This is a genomic window from Rhizobium lentis (assembly GCF_017352135.1).
In the GTDB taxonomy this organism is placed as follows: Bacteria; Pseudomonadota; Alphaproteobacteria; order Rhizobiales; family Rhizobiaceae; genus Rhizobium; species Rhizobium lentis.
Genome location: NZ_CP071454.1, coordinates 1,579,717 through 1,594,589, shown reverse-complemented (window position 1 = coordinate 1,594,589; position 14,873 = coordinate 1,579,717). Strand labels below are relative to the sequence as shown.

General features: G+C 61.1%; 17 protein-coding genes. 11 read left to right on the top strand and 6 right to left on the bottom strand.

Annotated features, from left to right (window positions below; translation table 11 throughout):
• Nucleotides 1-134: 134 nt before the first annotated feature.
• Together J0663_RS07665 and J0663_RS07660 are read left to right on the top strand one after the other, a co-directional pair.
• Nucleotides 135-875 carry a DUF1223 domain-containing protein gene (locus J0663_RS07665; RefSeq protein WP_207243827.1) on the top strand — a complete coding sequence of 247 codons (741 nt, stop codon included), beginning with the start codon at nucleotides 135-137 and terminating at the stop codon, nucleotides 873-875.
• Nucleotides 876-1,191: 316 nt separating this feature from the next.
• On the top strand, nucleotides 1,192-1,593 hold the full coding sequence (locus J0663_RS07660) for a DUF2794 domain-containing protein (RefSeq protein ID WP_207243826.1): 402 nt from the start codon (nucleotides 1,192-1,194) through the stop codon (nucleotides 1,591-1,593).
• A 6-nt stretch (nucleotides 1,594-1,599) separates the two neighbouring features.
• On the opposite strand, the gene J0663_RS07655 is transcribed toward J0663_RS07660, so the two are convergent.
• The 4 genes from J0663_RS07655 to J0663_RS07640 form a co-directional block, all read right to left on the bottom strand.
• Nucleotides 1,600-2,157 carry a GNAT family N-acetyltransferase gene (locus tag J0663_RS07655; protein WP_207243825.1) on the bottom strand — a complete coding sequence of 186 codons (558 nt, stop codon included), beginning with the start codon at nucleotides 2,155-2,157 and terminating at the stop codon, nucleotides 1,600-1,602.
• 106 nt (nucleotides 2,158-2,263) lie between these two features.
• Nucleotides 2,264-2,992, bottom strand: coding sequence for a Bax inhibitor-1/YccA family protein (locus J0663_RS07650; protein ID WP_207243824.1), 729 nt, complete (start codon nucleotides 2,990-2,992; stop codon nucleotides 2,264-2,266).
• Between the two features lie 181 nt (nucleotides 2,993-3,173).
• A complete protein-coding gene (locus tag J0663_RS07645; RefSeq protein ID WP_207243823.1) occupies nucleotides 3,174-5,717 on the bottom strand; it encodes an ABC transporter permease in 2,544 nt (847 codons plus the stop codon).
• Nucleotides 5,714-6,421 (bottom strand): ABC transporter ATP-binding protein, encoded by a 708-nt coding sequence (locus J0663_RS07640; RefSeq protein WP_207243822.1) that lies wholly within the window; start codon nucleotides 6,419-6,421, stop codon nucleotides 5,714-5,716. Before J0663_RS07640 ends, J0663_RS07645 begins: the two co-directional genes overlap by 4 nt.
• A 72-nt stretch (nucleotides 6,422-6,493) precedes the next feature.
• On the opposite strand from J0663_RS07640, the gene J0663_RS07635 reads away from it, so the two are divergent.
• Together J0663_RS07635 and thpR are read left to right on the top strand one after the other, a co-directional pair.
• Nucleotides 6,494-7,138 (top strand): arylesterase, encoded by a 645-nt coding sequence (locus J0663_RS07635; RefSeq protein WP_207243821.1) that lies wholly within the window; start codon nucleotides 6,494-6,496, stop codon nucleotides 7,136-7,138.
• Between the two features lie 68 nt (nucleotides 7,139-7,206).
• Nucleotides 7,207-7,800: an RNA 2',3'-cyclic phosphodiesterase gene (thpR, locus tag J0663_RS07630; RefSeq protein WP_207243820.1), complete on the top strand. Its 594-nt coding sequence runs from the start codon at nucleotides 7,207-7,209 to the stop codon at nucleotides 7,798-7,800.
• Here thpR and J0663_RS07625 read toward each other — a convergent pair.
• Nucleotides 7,707-8,207, bottom strand: a complete 501-nt coding sequence (locus J0663_RS07625) for a low molecular weight protein-tyrosine-phosphatase (RefSeq protein WP_207243819.1) — start codon at nucleotides 8,205-8,207, stop codon at nucleotides 7,707-7,709. The two genes, thpR and J0663_RS07625, sit on opposite strands and share 94 nt — an antisense overlap.
• A 33-nt stretch (nucleotides 8,208-8,240) precedes the next feature.
• On the opposite strand from J0663_RS07625, the gene J0663_RS07620 reads away from it, so the two are divergent.
• Both J0663_RS07620 and J0663_RS07615 read left to right on the top strand, forming a co-directional pair.
• Complete coding sequence (locus tag J0663_RS07620) at nucleotides 8,241-8,546, top strand: 4a-hydroxytetrahydrobiopterin dehydratase (protein ID WP_207243818.1); 306 nt, start codon at nucleotides 8,241-8,243, stop codon at nucleotides 8,544-8,546.
• A 67-nt stretch (nucleotides 8,547-8,613) separates the two neighbouring features.
• Nucleotides 8,614-9,006, top strand: a complete 393-nt coding sequence (locus J0663_RS07615) for a YkvA family protein (protein WP_207243817.1) — start codon at nucleotides 8,614-8,616, stop codon at nucleotides 9,004-9,006.
• 15 nt (nucleotides 9,007-9,021) lie between these two features.
• Here the strand turns inward: J0663_RS07615 and J0663_RS07610 are convergent, their stop codons facing one another.
• Nucleotides 9,022-9,582, bottom strand: a complete 561-nt coding sequence (locus J0663_RS07610) for a sigma-70 family RNA polymerase sigma factor (protein ID WP_207243816.1) — start codon at nucleotides 9,580-9,582, stop codon at nucleotides 9,022-9,024.
• Nucleotides 9,583-9,918: 336 nt separating this feature from the next.
• On the opposite strand from J0663_RS07610, the gene J0663_RS07605 reads away from it, so the two are divergent.
• The 5 genes from J0663_RS07605 (at nucleotide 9,919) to J0663_RS07585 (ending at nucleotide 14,839) form a co-directional block, all read left to right on the top strand.
• Nucleotides 9,919-10,428 (top strand): invasion associated locus B family protein, encoded by a 510-nt coding sequence (locus tag J0663_RS07605; RefSeq protein ID WP_207243815.1) that lies wholly within the window; start codon nucleotides 9,919-9,921, stop codon nucleotides 10,426-10,428.
• A gap of 342 nt (nucleotides 10,429-10,770) precedes the next feature.
• A complete protein-coding gene (rlmN, locus tag J0663_RS07600) occupies nucleotides 10,771-12,000 on the top strand; it encodes a dual-specificity RNA methyltransferase RlmN (RefSeq protein ID WP_207243814.1) in 1,230 nt (409 codons plus the stop codon).
• A gap of 93 nt (nucleotides 12,001-12,093) precedes the next feature.
• Nucleotides 12,094-13,047, top strand: coding sequence for an ABC transporter substrate-binding protein (locus tag J0663_RS07595; protein WP_207243813.1), 954 nt, complete (start codon nucleotides 12,094-12,096; stop codon nucleotides 13,045-13,047).
• 122 nt (nucleotides 13,048-13,169) lie between these two features.
• On the top strand, nucleotides 13,170-14,048 hold the full coding sequence (locus tag J0663_RS07590; RefSeq protein ID WP_207243812.1) for an ABC transporter permease: 879 nt from the start codon (nucleotides 13,170-13,172) through the stop codon (nucleotides 14,046-14,048).
• Nucleotides 14,045-14,839 carry an ABC transporter ATP-binding protein gene (locus J0663_RS07585; RefSeq protein ID WP_207243811.1) on the top strand — a complete coding sequence of 265 codons (795 nt, stop codon included), beginning with the start codon at nucleotides 14,045-14,047 and terminating at the stop codon, nucleotides 14,837-14,839. Before J0663_RS07590 ends, J0663_RS07585 begins: the two co-directional genes overlap by 4 nt.
• Nucleotides 14,840-14,873: the final 34 nt, after the last annotated feature.

Sequence of the window (14,873 nt, the reverse complement as noted above, 5' to 3'; positions counted from 1 at the left end):
TTTTCAGCCCGTTCCATCGGGTTACGTCTCACCCGTTCGTGATTTTTCGTTTGGACCCGGAAGGATTATTCGTACGTTCATATGTCAGGGCCTGCGGTTCCACGCCGACGGCGCTGAAAAAGAGGTGCAGGTGAATGTCCCCCCGTTTTATGATTCCGCTGATCGCCGGCGTCGCTCTTGCAGGCCCGTTGCATGCCGAAGACGGCACGCCGAAAGGCGTCGTCGAACTTTTCACCTCACAAGGCTGCTCCTCCTGTCCTCCGGCTGATGCCGCTTTCCGCAAGCTGGTGAACCAGGGCAATGTCATCGCGCTCGCCTATCACGTTGATTACTGGAATTATCTCGGCTGGGCCGATACGCTGAGCTCCAAGGAAAATACCGAGCGGCAATACGGCTATGCCAGGACGATGGGCCGCAGCAACGTCTATACGCCGCAGGCGATCGTCAACGGGCGCGGCCATCTGGCCGGCTCCGATCTGAATGGCATCAACAGCCGGATCGACAGCGACAGCAGCGATGGCAACGGCCTGACCATTCCCATCAGCGCGGCGATGCGCGGCGACGAACTGGAGATCAAGATCGGCGCCGGACAGGGCAAAGCCAATGTCGTCATGGTCTATTTCGACAAGGAAAAGACGATCGAGGTCGAAAAAGGCGAAAACAGCGGCAAGAAGATCTCCTATCTGCACAGTGTCACCAATGTCGAAACCGTCGGCATGTGGGACGGCAAGGCGACCAGTCTGACGCTGCCGGCGAGCGTCCTGCAGCGGCCGCAGCTCGAGGGCTGCGCAATCCTGCTGCAAGCAGCGACCGCGGACGGCGATCCGGCTGCGATCCTCGGCGCGACCGTAGTGATGGCTGGCAAAAATATCTGAGGAGTTCATCCAGCTGGGGATGACGGGCCGGGCGGCCCGGCCGAGCGTATTCGGGGCTGGGGTTAAGGTCGATACGCTCCGCCGGGCCCTTTGGCGCGCTGGCGCCAAACCGGGATGCATAATTCTCCTGCAAATGAGGCGCTGTTTTGACTGAAATGCGGCACTGCGGAGAAAGCGACCTTTCCTCCCCAGCCCACCGTCCTTGCACGTGTGACGCTGCAATGCGGCCGAATGTGACAGGCCGCACTCTTGCAATTTGCGGCGGCTCGGGCAAACTGTCACTCTCCTGTCACAAGCGGAGGCCTTGGGATACCTGATGACAGATCAGCCGGATTTGCGACACGGCGAAAGCCGATTCGTCGACAATAGTTCCTCAGTCGTCGTCGATCTCAGGGAATACAGGCAAAGCAAGGACCCGCTTCCGGTGACCTTCCACCGGCGTGAACTGGATGCAATCCTCTGGATCTACGGCCGCATGGTCGGCGAGGGCGAATGGCGCGATTACGCCATCGACCATCTGAAGGACAGGGCGGTCTTTTCCGTCTTCAAGCGCTCCGGCGAAATGCCGCTCTTCCGGATCGAGAAGAACCCGAAGCTTGCGGCTAAGCAGGGCGCATATTCCGTTGTCAATACCAACGGAATGATCCTGAAGCGCGGTCACGAGCTGAATCAGGTGTTGAAGGTGTTCGACAAGGCTCTGAAGCTCGTCGACAAATAAGTCGTATCAACCAGTAAACAGCGTGCCGGGATAGATGGACGCATCCGGGTCGGTCGTCATGCCGTCGCCGAGGCTGCGCTGCATCAGCATCGTATCGAGCCAGCGGCCGTGCTTGTAGCCCGTGCCCCTCATCAGGCCGACTTCCGCAAAGCCCGCCTTGAGATGGAGCGCGATCGAGGCGGGGCTTGCGCCGCCGATGACGGCCACCATCTGACGAAAACCGAGGGCGGTGCAGCGGTCGATCAGTTCGGCCATCAATGCCCTGCCGATGCCGCGACCGCGCGCTTCCGGAGCCAGATAGATCGAATCCTCGACCATCCAGCGATAGGCCGGGCGGGTACGGAAGGCCGATGCGTAGGCATAGCCGAGGAGGTTTCCATCCACATCTGCCGCGGCGATATAGGGATATTGCTGGCCGACGATCGCGGCAAAACGCTGCATCATCTCGGCCTCAGAGGGCGGGATGATCTCATAGCTCGCAACACCGTTCAGGACGGAGTCGCGATAGATATCGGCGATCGCGGGAATGTCGGCTTGCGAGGCATCGCGCAGGAGGAAGGACATTGGCAGATGGTCCAGCGGGAGGGCAGGGCTCCTCTAGAACCACTCCTGCAAAGCCGGCGCAATAAAAAAGGCGGCCGAAGCCGCCTTTTCGATCTCTGTGCGCCTGTTATCTGCGGTTGCCCATGAACTGCAGCAGGAACATGAAGAGGTTGAGGAAGTCGAGATAGAGCGTCAGCGCGCCCATGATCGCCTTGCGGCCGGCAACAGCGACGTCGTCGGCTGCGTAGTACAGTTCCTTGATCCGCTGCGTGTCGTAGGCGGTGAGGCCTGCGAAGATCAGAACGCCGATCACCGAGATCGCGAACTGCAGGGCGGACGACTGCAGGAAGATGTTGACGAGCACGGCGATGATCAGGCCGAAGAGACCCATCATCAGGAACGAACCCATTGCTGACAGATCACGCTTCGTCGTGTAGCCGTAAAGCGACAGCGCGCCGAAGGAGGCGGCGGTGACGAAGAAGGTCTGCACGACGCTCTGGCCCGTATAGACCAGGAAGATCGACGAGAGCGACAGGCCCACCAAGGCGGCGTAGATCCAGAAGGTTGTCTGGGCGGCGGACACGCTCATCTGGTGAATGCGGAAGCTCAGGAAGAAGACGACCGCAAGGGGAGCAAGGATCACGACCCAGCGCAAGGGCGACTGGAACAGCAGCACGCCAAACTGGGTGAGCTGGCCGTCCTGGACCGCAAAGTTGAATCCGAGATATGCGGCTACACCGGTGATCGCCAGGCCCAGCGCCATCAGGTTGTAGACCTTGATCATATATGCGCGCAGGCCTTGATCAATCATCTCGCCGGTCTGAGCGCGGCTTTGATAGTTACGAAGATCAGCCATAGTTTCCTCTTACAAGCTCCGATGGAGTTACGGTGTCGGGGTTTTCGACCCGGGCGCCGCTGCGGAGCTCCAGCATGCCTGCAGACAATATGAGGCTTTCGCCCATTGCAAACAAGAGGCTTGCAAAGGCGCGTCTGGTTAAATCGCCGTAAGGTGAAGGGTTTCGGGAACGGCTATTCCTTCAAAGTTCCCGCAGCACCGGCGCCGCCTTCTGCCCGAGGATGCGCCAGGTGCCGACAAGGCCGATGCCGACGGTGAGCACGAGCGCCGTCACCAATGTCAGTCCTGCCACATCGGGCAGGAAGGTGGACGGCAGGAGCATGATGCGGGCGACGATGAACCAGGCGGCGATGCCCCCGGCAATCAGCGCAAAGATCGCGGTCGCAAGCCCCAGGATCAGATATTCGTAGCTGAAGGCGCGGATCAGCATGGCGCGCGTGGCGCCGAGCGTCTTCAACACCACCGCATCGTGGGTGCGCGCCCTGTTTCCGGCGGCAAGCGCGCCGGCAAGGACGAGGATGGAGGCGATGAGGGCGACGGAGGCGGCGGCGCGGATCGCGGTCGCAAGCTGCGCCACCAGCTGGTTGACGATATCGATCGCGTCCTTGACTCGGACGCTGGTGATCGTCGGGTAGGTGTTGGTGACGGATTTGAGGATCGCCGCATCTTCGGCTGTCGTCGACGAAGGATCGGTCAGCGTCGCCAGCCAGGCATGCGGGGCGCCGCGGAAGGTATTCGGCGAGAAGACCATGACGAAATTGATCGACAGCGATTCCCATTGGACGCGGCGCAGATTGGCGATCTTCGCCGTGATGTTGCGGCCGAGCACGTTAACGGTCACCATATCGCCGATCTTGAGGCCCAGTTCATGCGCTTCTTCCGAGGAGAAGGAGACGAGCGGTTCGCCGCTGTAGTCCTTATCCCACCAGCTGCCTTCGGTGAGGGCGGCGTTCTCCGGCAAAGTGTCGGCATAGGTAATGCCGCGATCGCCGTTCAGTACCCAGCGGCCGGCGGCCGGCACGTTCAGCTTGGTGACGTCTTCGCCGTTGAAAGCGACGATCCGGCCGCGCAGCATCGGCACTTCCATGAGCTTGCCCTTCGGCGCCTGCGTCTGGACAAGGTTGCGGAAGGCGTCGACCTCGGCGCTCTGGATGTCGACGAAGAAGAAGTTCGGCGCGCCTTCGCTCATGCGGCCGGTGAGCTGCTGGCGGAGGTTGCCGTCGATCAAGGTCAGCGTCACCAGCAACGCCAGACCGAGGCCGAGCGAAAGCACGACCGACGGCGTCAGCGCGCCGGGACGGTGGATGTTGCCGATCGCAAGCCTGAGCGCCGGCGAGTGAACGCGCGGGCTGCGGCGCGCGAGCCAGGCGATCAAGGCGGCGACGAGGCGCAGGATGACGAAGGCGAAGACGATCGCACCGACGAAGATGACGGCGATGAAACGATCATAGGCGGTGAGGATGGCAAGGCCGGCGAGGGCCGCCATGAAGAGGGCGGCAAGCAGGATATAGGGCCAGGACGGCAGGCGCCGCGCCTCGAAGCCCTGCTCGCGGAAGAGTGCGGTTGCCGGCACCTCGCGGGCATGGCCGAGCGGCAGAATGGCGAAGGCGAGCGTCGTCAGGACGCCGAAGACGGCAGCGAGCAACAGGGCGCCGGGATAGAGCGTCGGTGTCGTGGAGACCGGCAGGAACTGTGCCAGGAACTGCGCCGCAAAGATCGGCGAAAGGGCGCCGATGACGAGGCCGGTGATGATGCCGCCAAGCGCGATGACGGCAATCTGGAAAAGATAGATCAGAACGACGACGACGGCCGGAGCGCCCAGACACTTGAAGGTGGCGATGGTGGTGCGTTTGGAATCGAGGAAAGCGCGCACGGCATTGGCGACGCCGACGCCGCCGACGATCAGGGCGGTCAAGCCCACCAGCGTCAGGAATTGCGAGAAGCGGGTGATGTTTTCGGTGAGCGAGGGTGCTGCGCGGTCACTGGTGCGGATCGCCCAGCCGGCGGAAGGGAATTCCTTGGCGGCGCGCGCCTGGATGCCCTGCATCTCGCTTCTGTCGTCCAGCCGGATCTTATAGGCATGTTCGACGAGGCTTCCAGTCTGAATTAGCCCCGAGGCTTCGAGCGCCTGGCGACTGAGCAGCAGACGCGGCGCAAAACCGAAACTTTCCGACAGCGCATCCGGCTCCGTCTTCACCGTACCGGTGATGCTGAGCTTGACGTTGCCGAGCAGCAATTCGTCGCCGACCGCAAGGCCGAGCCGATCGAGAAGCAGTGGGGCAGCGACCGCACCATAGGTGCCGCCTTGGCCTGAAAGCAATGCTGCAAGCGGGTAGTCCGGCTCGGCTACGAAACTGCCATAGAGCGGGTAGGCATCATCGACGGCCTTGACCTCGACCAGCGCCTGGTCGGAACCATCCGGCTTGCGCGCCATCGAGCGCAGGCCCGTCGACACCGAGACGGTGCCGAGACTTTCGAGGAAATCCATTTCCTGGGGGTTGGCTTCACGGTTGTTGAGCTCGAAGCGGATGTCGCCGGCAAGCAGCTCCTGCCCCTGGGAGGCGATGGTGTCGGTGATCGACTGCGAAACGGAATTGACTGCGGCGATCGCCCCTGTGCCGAGTGCGATGCAGGCCAGGAAGATGTAGAAGCCGCGAATGCCGCCGCGCAGCTCGCGCAGCGCCAGGCGAAAAGCGAGCGCGACGCGCGGCGTGACCATCCTCATGCGAATACCGCCTCGCTGTGGAGGGCGGTGCTATCGCCTTCGATCCTGCCGGAACGGACGCGGATCTGGCGCGAGCAGCGGTTGGCAAGCGAGGCGTCGTGGGTGACGAGAAGCAGGGTCATGCCGCGTTCGGCTTGCTTGGCGAAAAGCAGGTCGGCGATCTGGCGGCCGGTCTCGGTATCGAGATTGCCTGTGGGCTCGTCGGCGATCAGCAAAGCGGGCGACGGGGCGAGCGCTCGGGCAATCGCCACGCGCTGCTGCTCGCCGCCGGAAAGCTGACCGGGATAGTGGTTCAGCCGTTCGCCGAGGCCGACCGAATTCAGCTCGCGACGGGCGATGTCGAAGGCGTTGCGGACATTGGCGAGCTCCAGCGGCACGGCGACGTTTTCCAGCGCCGTCATGTTGGCGATCAGGTGGAAGGATTGGAAGACGATGCCGATGTTGCGACCGCGGAAATCGGCGACCTCATCCTCGCTCAGCGCGTGCAGCGGCGTGTCATTGATGTTGATTTCGCCGCTGTCGAGCTTCTCCAGTCCGGCAAGCACCATCAGCAGGGTGGATTTGCCGGAGCCGGAAGGGCCGACGATGCCGACGGATTCGCCCGCTGATATATCGAGGTCGATGCCCTTCAGCACATGGACGGAGGCGGCCGCACTGCCAAGGGTCAGATCGGCGCCCTTCAACTCGATGATGGTTTTTGCCAACAGAAATCGCCCTATATAAGTCGGTGATCGAATGGCCGCATAACGGCACTTCGCCAATCTAGGGAAGCCAGAATGAGATTTAAAGCTGCCGCGCTTCAATTCACCGTCATTGCCCTTTCGCTGATCTTTGCCGCTGCAGCTGATGCCCGCACGATCAATCTCGTCGGATTCGGGGACAGCCTGATGGCGGGTTATCAGCTGCCGCCCGGCGACGGCTTTCCGGAAAAGCTGCAGGCGGCCCTGAAGGCAAAGGGGCTCGACGTCGTCATTGCCAATGCCGGGGTCTCGGGCGACACGACGACAGGTGGGCTTGCCCGTATCGACTGGTCGGTCCCCGACGGTACCGACGGCGTTATCCTCGAGCTTGGCGCCAACGATGCGCTGCGCGGCATCCCACCCGAAGAGAGCGAGAAAAACCTCGACCAGATGATTGCCCGGCTCAAGGCCCGTGGCATTGCGGTGCTGCTCGTCGGCATGATGGCGCCGCCAAACATGGGAGCGGATTATGCGGCACGCTTCAATCCGATTTATCGGAAACTTTCCGACAAACACGGAGTTCGACTTTACGCCTTCTTCCTCGACGGGGTTGCGCTGGATGCGGGGCTGAAGCTCGAGGATGGCATGCATCCGAACGCCAGAGGTGTCGACGTCATGGTCGAGAAGATGGAAGCCGATGTCACAAATTTCGTCGAAGCGATTTCTTCTGTGAAGAATTAGGGGCTTGCGCGGCCGTTGATTGCGTGATTCCGTGTGAGCACCTGCAAAAGATTCGGGGAGTGCTCGTTATGCCGAGACTGTTTACCGCCCTCGAAATTCCGCGCAATGCGGCAATGAGCCTTTCATTGCTGCGCGGTGGCCTCCCCGGAGCACGCTGGATCGATGTGGAAAACTACCACATCACGCTACGCTTCATCGGTGATGTCGACGGCCGCACGGCCGATGAAATCGTTGAACGCCTCGACCGGATCGACCGGCCGGAATTTCAGTTCCGGCTTGAAGGCGTCGGCTCCTTCGGCTCGAAGAAACCGCATTCGGTCTGGGCCGGCGTTTCCCAATCGCCCGAGATGTACGCCCTGCAGGCAGAGATCGAGCGGATCTGCCAGCGCATCGGGCTGCCGCCGGATCCCCGCAAATTCACGCCGCATGTGACGCTGGCACGGCTCAAATCCTCGCGGCTCGACGACGTTGTGCAATATCTGGCCGGGCGCGGCAACTTCCATACCGCGACCTTCACGGCGCCGCGCTTCGTGCTGCTTTCGTCACGCGAATCGGTCGGTGGTGGTCCTTACCTCACCGAGGAAGTGTTTCCGCTGCACGAGGCGCGTTCGACGCCCAGCGTTTCGAGCAGGCTGCTGCAGCCGGTCAAGAGCCTGGTATAGGCCATCTCGAATCCCTCCGGACCGCCATAATAGGGGTCGGCTATATCCTCCCCCGTTCCGACCGCGATATCGCCGAACAGGCGGATATTCGTCTCGGGCGGGGCGATCCTGCTGAGCTCAGCCACGTTGTCGCGGTCCATGGCGACGATCAGCTTGAAACGGGTGAAATCGATCGGACGCACGCGGTGGGCGCGTTGCCTTGTTATGTCGATGCCGTGGCTCCCGGCAATCGCGGTCGGACGGCGGTCTGGCGGTTCGCCGTCATGCCAGCCACCGGTGCCGGCGGAATCGATCGTGAAACGATCGGTCAGTCTCGCCTCGGCGACAAGGTGGGTAAAAATTCCCTCCGCGAGCGGAGAACGGCATATATTGCCCATGCAGACGAAAAGAATGCGGATGTGTTTCATCGGTAACCTGCTGACAGATAAGAGGATCATGGCATGAAACAGGAAAGACTGGAACGGGCGGCGGCCGAGGCGAAACTGTCCGAACTCGCGGGTTGGGCGCTCAATGATACGGCCTCTGCAATATCGAAGACGTTCAAGTTTTCGAATTTCATCGAAGCGTTCGGCTTCATGACGCAGGCAGCAATTACCGCCGAGAAACTGAACCACCATCCCGAATGGTTCAACGTCTATTCCAGGGTGGATGTAACGCTGAAAACGCATGATGCCGGCGGGCTGACGGAACTGGACTTCAAGCTCGCCAGGGCGATGGATAAGGCGGCAGCACGTGGCGCCGTTTGAAAGCGATCGCTGATTGAAAGCCGAAGCACCATCACCATATGTTCGCATGGACGAAAGGATGTAAGGGATGGACGAGGTTAAATTCGGGGAAATCCTGTTGCCGGGCGACGAGGACACCCAGAGCCGGCGAGAGAAAACCGTGCGGCAGAAGTTCTGGCCGACCTTCCGCCGGGCCGTGCGGCAGATTCCCTTCTCACGCGACGTCGTCGCCGGCTTCTATTGCGCGCTCGATCCGCAAACGCCGACCAAGGTGCGCGGTGTGCTGCTCGCAGCCCTCGCCTATTTCGTCATGCCGGTGGACATGATCCCGGATATTTTCGCCGTGGTCGGCTTTTCTGACGACATCGCCGTGCTTTCCGCCGCCTTCGCCATGGTGCGCGGCCATGTCCGGCCGAGCCATTACGACGCGGCAGACCGCGTCCTTGCCGACCGACCTGCGGACGAGATGAAAACGATTTGACGGCCGCCGCGCTGTTCAGCCGAGTTCCTGCTCCAGCATCTTGCGAAGCTTTCCGAAGGCAAGCCGGATACGTGATTTCACAGTCCCAAGCGGCAGTCCGGTCGCTTCGGCAATCTCAGAATGCGACTGGCCGAGAAAAAAGGCGGCACGCAGCATGTCGCGCTGCTCCCACGGCAACCGTCGGACGGCGGCACGGATGCTGGCGTCGCGATCGTCATTGGCGATGATTTCTTCGGCGCCGATATCGGCCGGCGGCAGCAGGGTCGGGTCGGCCTCGTCGAGGATGCGGCTGCTGGCGCGGCGCTGCAGATCGATGCGGCGGTTGCGGGCAATGCGGAAGACCCAGGTCGAAAGCGAAGACCGCGTGGCATCATAGAGATGGGCCTTATGCCAGAGCACGATCATGATCTCCTGGACCAGCTCTTCGGCCTCGCCTGATGTCATCTTCTGGCGCATCAGCCAAGTCTTCAGGCGGGGGGCGAAATAGTCGAAGAGGATGGAAAAGGCCTGCTGGTCGCGATCGTCTGCGACGGCCTTTACGAGGGCAGCGAAACGCTGTCTTTCCTCGGCATCCATATCGTCTCGCGAGCCCCCTGCGGCGAAAATTTCGTCCCGGATTTCCAAAGTGTTACTGAGGTACAACGGATTTTTGAAAGGTCAAACTCTTGCCTGAATCTTTGTGTCTTAAATTCAGCCGAACGGCCGGCCGGTGCCATCGGCGCACCGGCAACGCAGCCGATTTCAGCAAGGGGCAAAAGTGGTGGTCGAGCTGAAATGACACAGGCAGATACAAATCGCAGCTATTGTTGACCATTTGGTAACCTGAATTAAGTCAAAATAAAGCAGATCGTGATTATGCGCCGCCCGCTATGATCGCTTCGGGCCTTGAATCGCAAGAACCGGCAGGAATCCATGTTTGTAAAAAGTATCGTATCCGCTCTCGCCTTCACCCTTGTTATGGCCGGAGTTGCGACAGCGCAGCAGGCCGCGCCGAACCGCATTCAGCAGTTTCAGGCATGGGGCGCCTATTCCTACAAGTCGGGCAACAGCACCGTTTGCTATGTACTGTCCGTTCCGACGGCAAAGCAGCCGGCAAGCGTCGACCATGGCGACAATTTCTTCATCGTCTCGCAGCGCCCGGGCCAGAACATTTCCTATGAGCCGCAGGCGATGATGGGTTACACGGTGAAGGAAAATTCGAAGATCAACGTCGTCATCGACAACAAGACCTTCGTGATGTTCACCAAGGACAAGGCCGGTTGGGTCGAGAATGCTGCTCAGGAGCCGGCCCTCGTCGCGGCGATGAAGACCGGCCATTCGATGACGGTCAATGCCGTCTCGCGCAAGGGCACCGGTACCTCCTACAGCTATTCGCTCTCGGGTATTTCGGCGGCACTGAAGCAGATCGAAAGCTGCAAATAAGCAGTTTCGCTGATGGAACTCAAAAGGCCGGCCTTGCGCCGGCCTTCGTTATTTCCATCTAGAGCGCGGCGCGATCTTTCAGATTCGCCTGGCGCGCTTCAGGTCCTTGGTTTCCGCATGAAGTTTACGCGAAACCGCTGCACAGTTTTGCGCGACATGCTTTGTAGTGACGCGCGGGCAAAATGATGCTAAAGGCCGCGCAAACAGCGGAGATCGCGATATCAGTCGCCGTCCGCCATCAATTTCTGCCAATGTGCCGTCATGCGCCCGCAAGTCTTCCGGATTAGACCCTGAAGTCCGCGGCTTGCGGAACGGTTACGTTCGAATTCGGGATGAAAGACTATGTCCGTCATGGATGCGATCGTCGTCAACAAGCCTCAGGCCCCGCGCCCCTCTTCCGGCGTCGAGAAGCCGTCGCTGATCGGGCTGTCGCGCGAGGAGATGGCAGCGGCACTCCGCGAAAAGGGTGTGGCCGAGAAGCAGATCAAGATGCGCGTCTCGCAGCTCTGGAACTGGATCTATGTGCGCGGTGTCTCCGATTTCGACCATATGACGAATGTCGCCAAGGACATGCGGGAGATGTTGAAGCAGCATTTCACCATCGCGCGTCCGGAGATCGTCGAGGAGCAGGTCTCCAATGACGGCACGCGCAAATGGCTGCTGCGTTTTCCTCCGCGTGGCGCAGGGCGTCCGGTCGAGATCGAAGCCGTCTACATTCCGGAAGAGGGCCGCGGCACGCTGTGCATTTCCAGCCAGGTCGGCTGCACGCTCACCTGTTCCTTCTGTCATACCGGGACACAGCGCCTGGTGCGCAACCTGACGGCGGAGGAAATTCTGTCGCAGCTGCTGCTCGCCCGCGACCGGCTTGGCGACTTCCCGGATCGCGAGGCGCCGCAAGGCACGATCATGCCTGCCGAGGGCCGCAAGGTCAGCAATATCGTGATGATGGGCATGGGCGAGCCGCTCTATAATTTCGATGCCGTCAAGCAGGCATTGCTGATCGCCACGGATGGCGACGGCCTGTCGTTGTCCAAGCGCCGCGTGACGCTTTCCACCTCGGGCGTAGTGCCAGAGATTTTCCGCACGGGTGAGGAGATCGGGGTGATGCTGGCGATCTCGCTGCATGCGGTGCGCGATGACCTGCGCGATATCCTGGTGCCGATCAACAAGAAGTATCCGCTGAAGGAACTGATTGACGCCTGCAAGGCCTATCCCGGTCTTTCCAATGCAAGGCGCATCACGTTCGAATATGTGATGTTGAAGGATGTCAACGACAGCCTGGAGGACGCCAAGGGGCTGATCAAGCTCCTGAAGGGCGTGCCGGCGAAGATCAATCTCATTCCGTTCAATCCCTGGCCCGGCACCAATTACCAATGTTCCGACTGGGAGCAGATCGAGAAGTTCGCCGATTTCATCAATTCGGCAGGTTATGCCTCGCCGATCCGCACGCCGCGCGGCCGCGATATTCTTGCCGCCTGCGGCCAGCTGAAATCGGAATCCGAACGTATGCGCAAGACCGAACGTCTGGCCTTCGAGGCGATGATGATAGCCAATCACGGCGCCGACGACTGATCAGCAAGTTTGATCCTCGCTACAATTCTCCTGCATTGATTTAAGTATGCGCTTTTCCTAATAGTGCCGCCAAAATCATTCAGGAGGATACCCATGCGCCCGATTCTGCTCGCTCTTGCCGCCACTTTGGCCCTTTCCCTGCCGGCAAAGGCGGATGATGTGACCGTTGCCGTGACGGCGATCGTGGAGCACCCGGCGCTGGATGCAGCCCGCAAGGGCGTTCTCGATGTGCTGACGGCGGCCGGCTACAAAGATGGCGAGAATCTGGAATTCCTATTTGAATCGGCGCAGGGCAATCCGGCCACCGCTGCCCAGATCGCCCGCCAGTTCGCCGGCGACGAGCCCAATGTCATCGTGCCGATCTCCACGCCCTCGGCCCAGGCGGTCGTCTCGGCAACGCGCGACATTCCCGTCGTGTTCACCGCCGTCTCCGATCCGCTCGGCGCCCAGCTCGTCAAGAATATGGACAAGCCCGGCGGCAACGTTACCGGCCTTTCCGACATGTCGCCTGTCGGCGAGCACTTGGCGCTGATCAAGGAAATCGTGCCGAAGATTAAAACGATCGGTTACCTCTACAACTCGGGTGAGGCGAACTCGGTTTCGCTGCTCGCCGTGCTGAAGGCCGAGGCCGTAAAGGCCGGCCTGACGGTTGTCGAATCGGCCGCCACCAAGTCGGCCGAGGTTCAGGGTGCGGCACGCGCGCTCGTCGGCCGCGCCGATGCGATCTACATCCCGACCGACAACACGATCATCTCCGCACTCGAGGGCGCTGTCGCAGTTGCCGAGGAAAGCAAGCTGCCGCTCTTCACCGCCGATACGGATTCGGTTTCGCGCGGTTCGATCGCCGCCCTCGGCTTCAACTACTACGATGTCGGCAAGCAGACGGGTGAAATCGTCGTGCGCGTGCTGAAGGGCGAAAACCCCGGCGACATCGCGGTCAAGACGGCCGCCGGCAGCGATCTCGTCGTCAACAAGGCCGCCGCGGCAAAGATGGGCGTTACGCTGCCTGAGAGCGTGCTTAAGCGCGCCAACAAGGTCATCGAATAATCGGCCGGAATTCCACCGACCGTTCACATTCAGCCGCTCCCGTTTGCACGGGGGCGGCTGAAGTATTACAAGGCTGCGGTTTCGCGACGGGCGGAACTGAAACAAAAAAGGGGCTGAAAGCCTTGAGCCAAATTGCATTCTGGGGGGCCGTCGAGCTCGGCCTAGTCTACTCCTTCGTCGCTCTCGGCGTCTATCTCGCCTTCCGCGTCCTCGACTTTCCCGATCTGACGGTGGACGGTTCCTTTCCGCTCGGCGCAGCGGTGACCGCTGTGTTGATCATATCAGGCGTCAATGCCTGGCTTGCGGCGCTGATGGCGATGGCGGCGGGCGCTGCGGCCGGCATGGTGACGGCGCTGCTCAATGTGCGCTTCAAGATCCTCAACCTGCTCGCCTCGATCCTGACGATGATCGCGCTCTTTTCCGTCAATCTGAGAGTGATGGGAAAACCCAATGTCGCGCTCATCAATGCCGATACGATGATCAGCCCCTTCTTCGGCCATGGCCTTCGCGATTTCTACGTGCGGCCGCTCTTCGTCGGCGTTCTGGTTATTGTTGCGCTTGTGCTGGTCTGGCGCTTCCTGGAGAGCGATGCCGGACTGGCGATGCGCGCGACCGGCGCCAATGCGCGCATGGCCCGCGCCCAGGGCGTCGATACCAGCCGGCAGATCTATCTCGGCATGGCGATCTCGAACGCACTGGTGGCCTTCGGCGGCGCATTGTTCGCCCAAACCAACGGCTTTGCCGACGTCACTTCGGGGGTCGGCACGATCGTCGTCGGTCTCGCGGCGGTCATCATTGGCGAGACGCTGCTCGGGCGGCGTGGTCTCCTGATCGCGCTCATCGGCTGCGTGTTCGGTTCGATCCTCTATCGCATCGCGATCCAGCTGGCGCTGTCGAGCGACGTCATCGGCCTGCAGGCCTCCGACCTCAACTTCGTCACGGCGGTGCTGGTGACCTTCGCGCTCATTCTTCCTCGTCTTCGCAGAGGTGCCGCATCTTGATCAGCGTTAGGGATATCAAGGTCGTTTTCGGACGCGGCACGCCGCTGCAGAAACAGGCGCTGAACGGCGTCAGCCTGACCATCGAGCAAGGCTCCTTCGTGACCGTCATCGGCTCGAACGGCGCCGGCAAATCGACGCTGCTCGGCGTGCTCGCCGGCGACGTCATTCCGAGCGAGGGACAGGTGCTGATCGGCAAGAACGAGGTGACCCGCAGGTCGACGGCGGCGCGTGCGGGCCTGGTGGCGCGTGTCTTCCAGGATCCGCTGACGGGAAGCTGCGGCTCGTTGTCGATCGAGGAAAACCTCGCTTTGGCGGCCCGGCGCGGCGAAAAGCGCGGACTTGCGCCAGCGCTTGGCGGCAAACGCCGGGACACTTTCAAGGAGCGGATCGCCGAGCTCAACCTCGGGCTGGAAAACCGGTTGAAGGATCGTATGGATCTGCTTTCGGGTGGACAGCGACAGGCCGTTTCGCTCGTCATGGCAACGCTTTCCGGTTCGGAGGTGCTGCTGCTCGATGAACATACGGCAGCGCTCGATCCCGGCATGGCCGAGTTCGTGATGAACCTGACGCAGAAAATCGTTACCGAGCGCAAGCTGACGACGATGATGGTAACGCATTCCATGCGCCAGGCGTTGGATTACGGCCACCGCACGATCATGCTGCACGGGGGCGAGATCGTCCTCGATGTCGCGGGCGACAACAGAAAGAACCTGCAGGTCGAGGATCTGATCGCCATGTTCCGCAAGATGCGTGGCCAGACACTGGATGACGATGCGTTGCTGATCGGCTAAACCGGCAGGGTGCTGATCGGGTGAACCGACAGCG

Bases quoted from the DNA above. Each gene is read 5' to 3' on its own strand.
- J0663_RS07645 (WP_207243823.1), bottom strand. From the start codon at position 5,717: ATGAGGATGGTCACGCCGCGCGTCGCGCTCGCTTTTCGCCTGGCGCTG.
- J0663_RS07625 (WP_207243819.1), bottom strand. From the start codon at position 8,207: ATGAAACACATCCGCATTCTTTTCGTCTGCATGGGCAATATATGCCGT.
- J0663_RS07620 (WP_207243818.1), top strand. From the start codon at position 8,241: ATGAAACAGGAAAGACTGGAACGGGCGGCGGCCGAGGCGAAACTGTCC.
- J0663_RS07650 (WP_207243824.1), bottom strand. From the start codon at position 2,992: ATGGCTGATCTTCGTAACTATCAAAGCCGCGCTCAGACCGGCGAGATG.
- J0663_RS07610 (WP_207243816.1), bottom strand. From the start codon at position 9,582: ATGGATGCCGAGGAAAGACAGCGTTTCGCTGCCCTCGTAAAGGCCGTC.
- J0663_RS07605 (WP_207243815.1), top strand. From the start codon at position 9,919: ATGTTTGTAAAAAGTATCGTATCCGCTCTCGCCTTCACCCTTGTTATG.
- J0663_RS07615 (WP_207243817.1), top strand. From the start codon at position 8,614: ATGGACGAGGTTAAATTCGGGGAAATCCTGTTGCCGGGCGACGAGGAC.
- J0663_RS07660 (WP_207243826.1), top strand. From the start codon at position 1,192: ATGACAGATCAGCCGGATTTGCGACACGGCGAAAGCCGATTCGTCGAC.
- J0663_RS07665 (WP_207243827.1), top strand. From the start codon at position 135: ATGTCCCCCCGTTTTATGATTCCGCTGATCGCCGGCGTCGCTCTTGCA.
- J0663_RS07635 (WP_207243821.1), top strand. From the start codon at position 6,494: ATGAGATTTAAAGCTGCCGCGCTTCAATTCACCGTCATTGCCCTTTCG.
- rlmN (WP_207243814.1), top strand. From the start codon at position 10,771: ATGTCCGTCATGGATGCGATCGTCGTCAACAAGCCTCAGGCCCCGCGC.
- J0663_RS07595 (WP_207243813.1), top strand. From the start codon at position 12,094: ATGCGCCCGATTCTGCTCGCTCTTGCCGCCACTTTGGCCCTTTCCCTG.
- J0663_RS07655 (WP_207243825.1), bottom strand. From the start codon at position 2,157: ATGTCCTTCCTCCTGCGCGATGCCTCGCAAGCCGACATTCCCGCGATC.
- thpR (WP_207243820.1), top strand. From the start codon at position 7,207: ATGCCGAGACTGTTTACCGCCCTCGAAATTCCGCGCAATGCGGCAATG.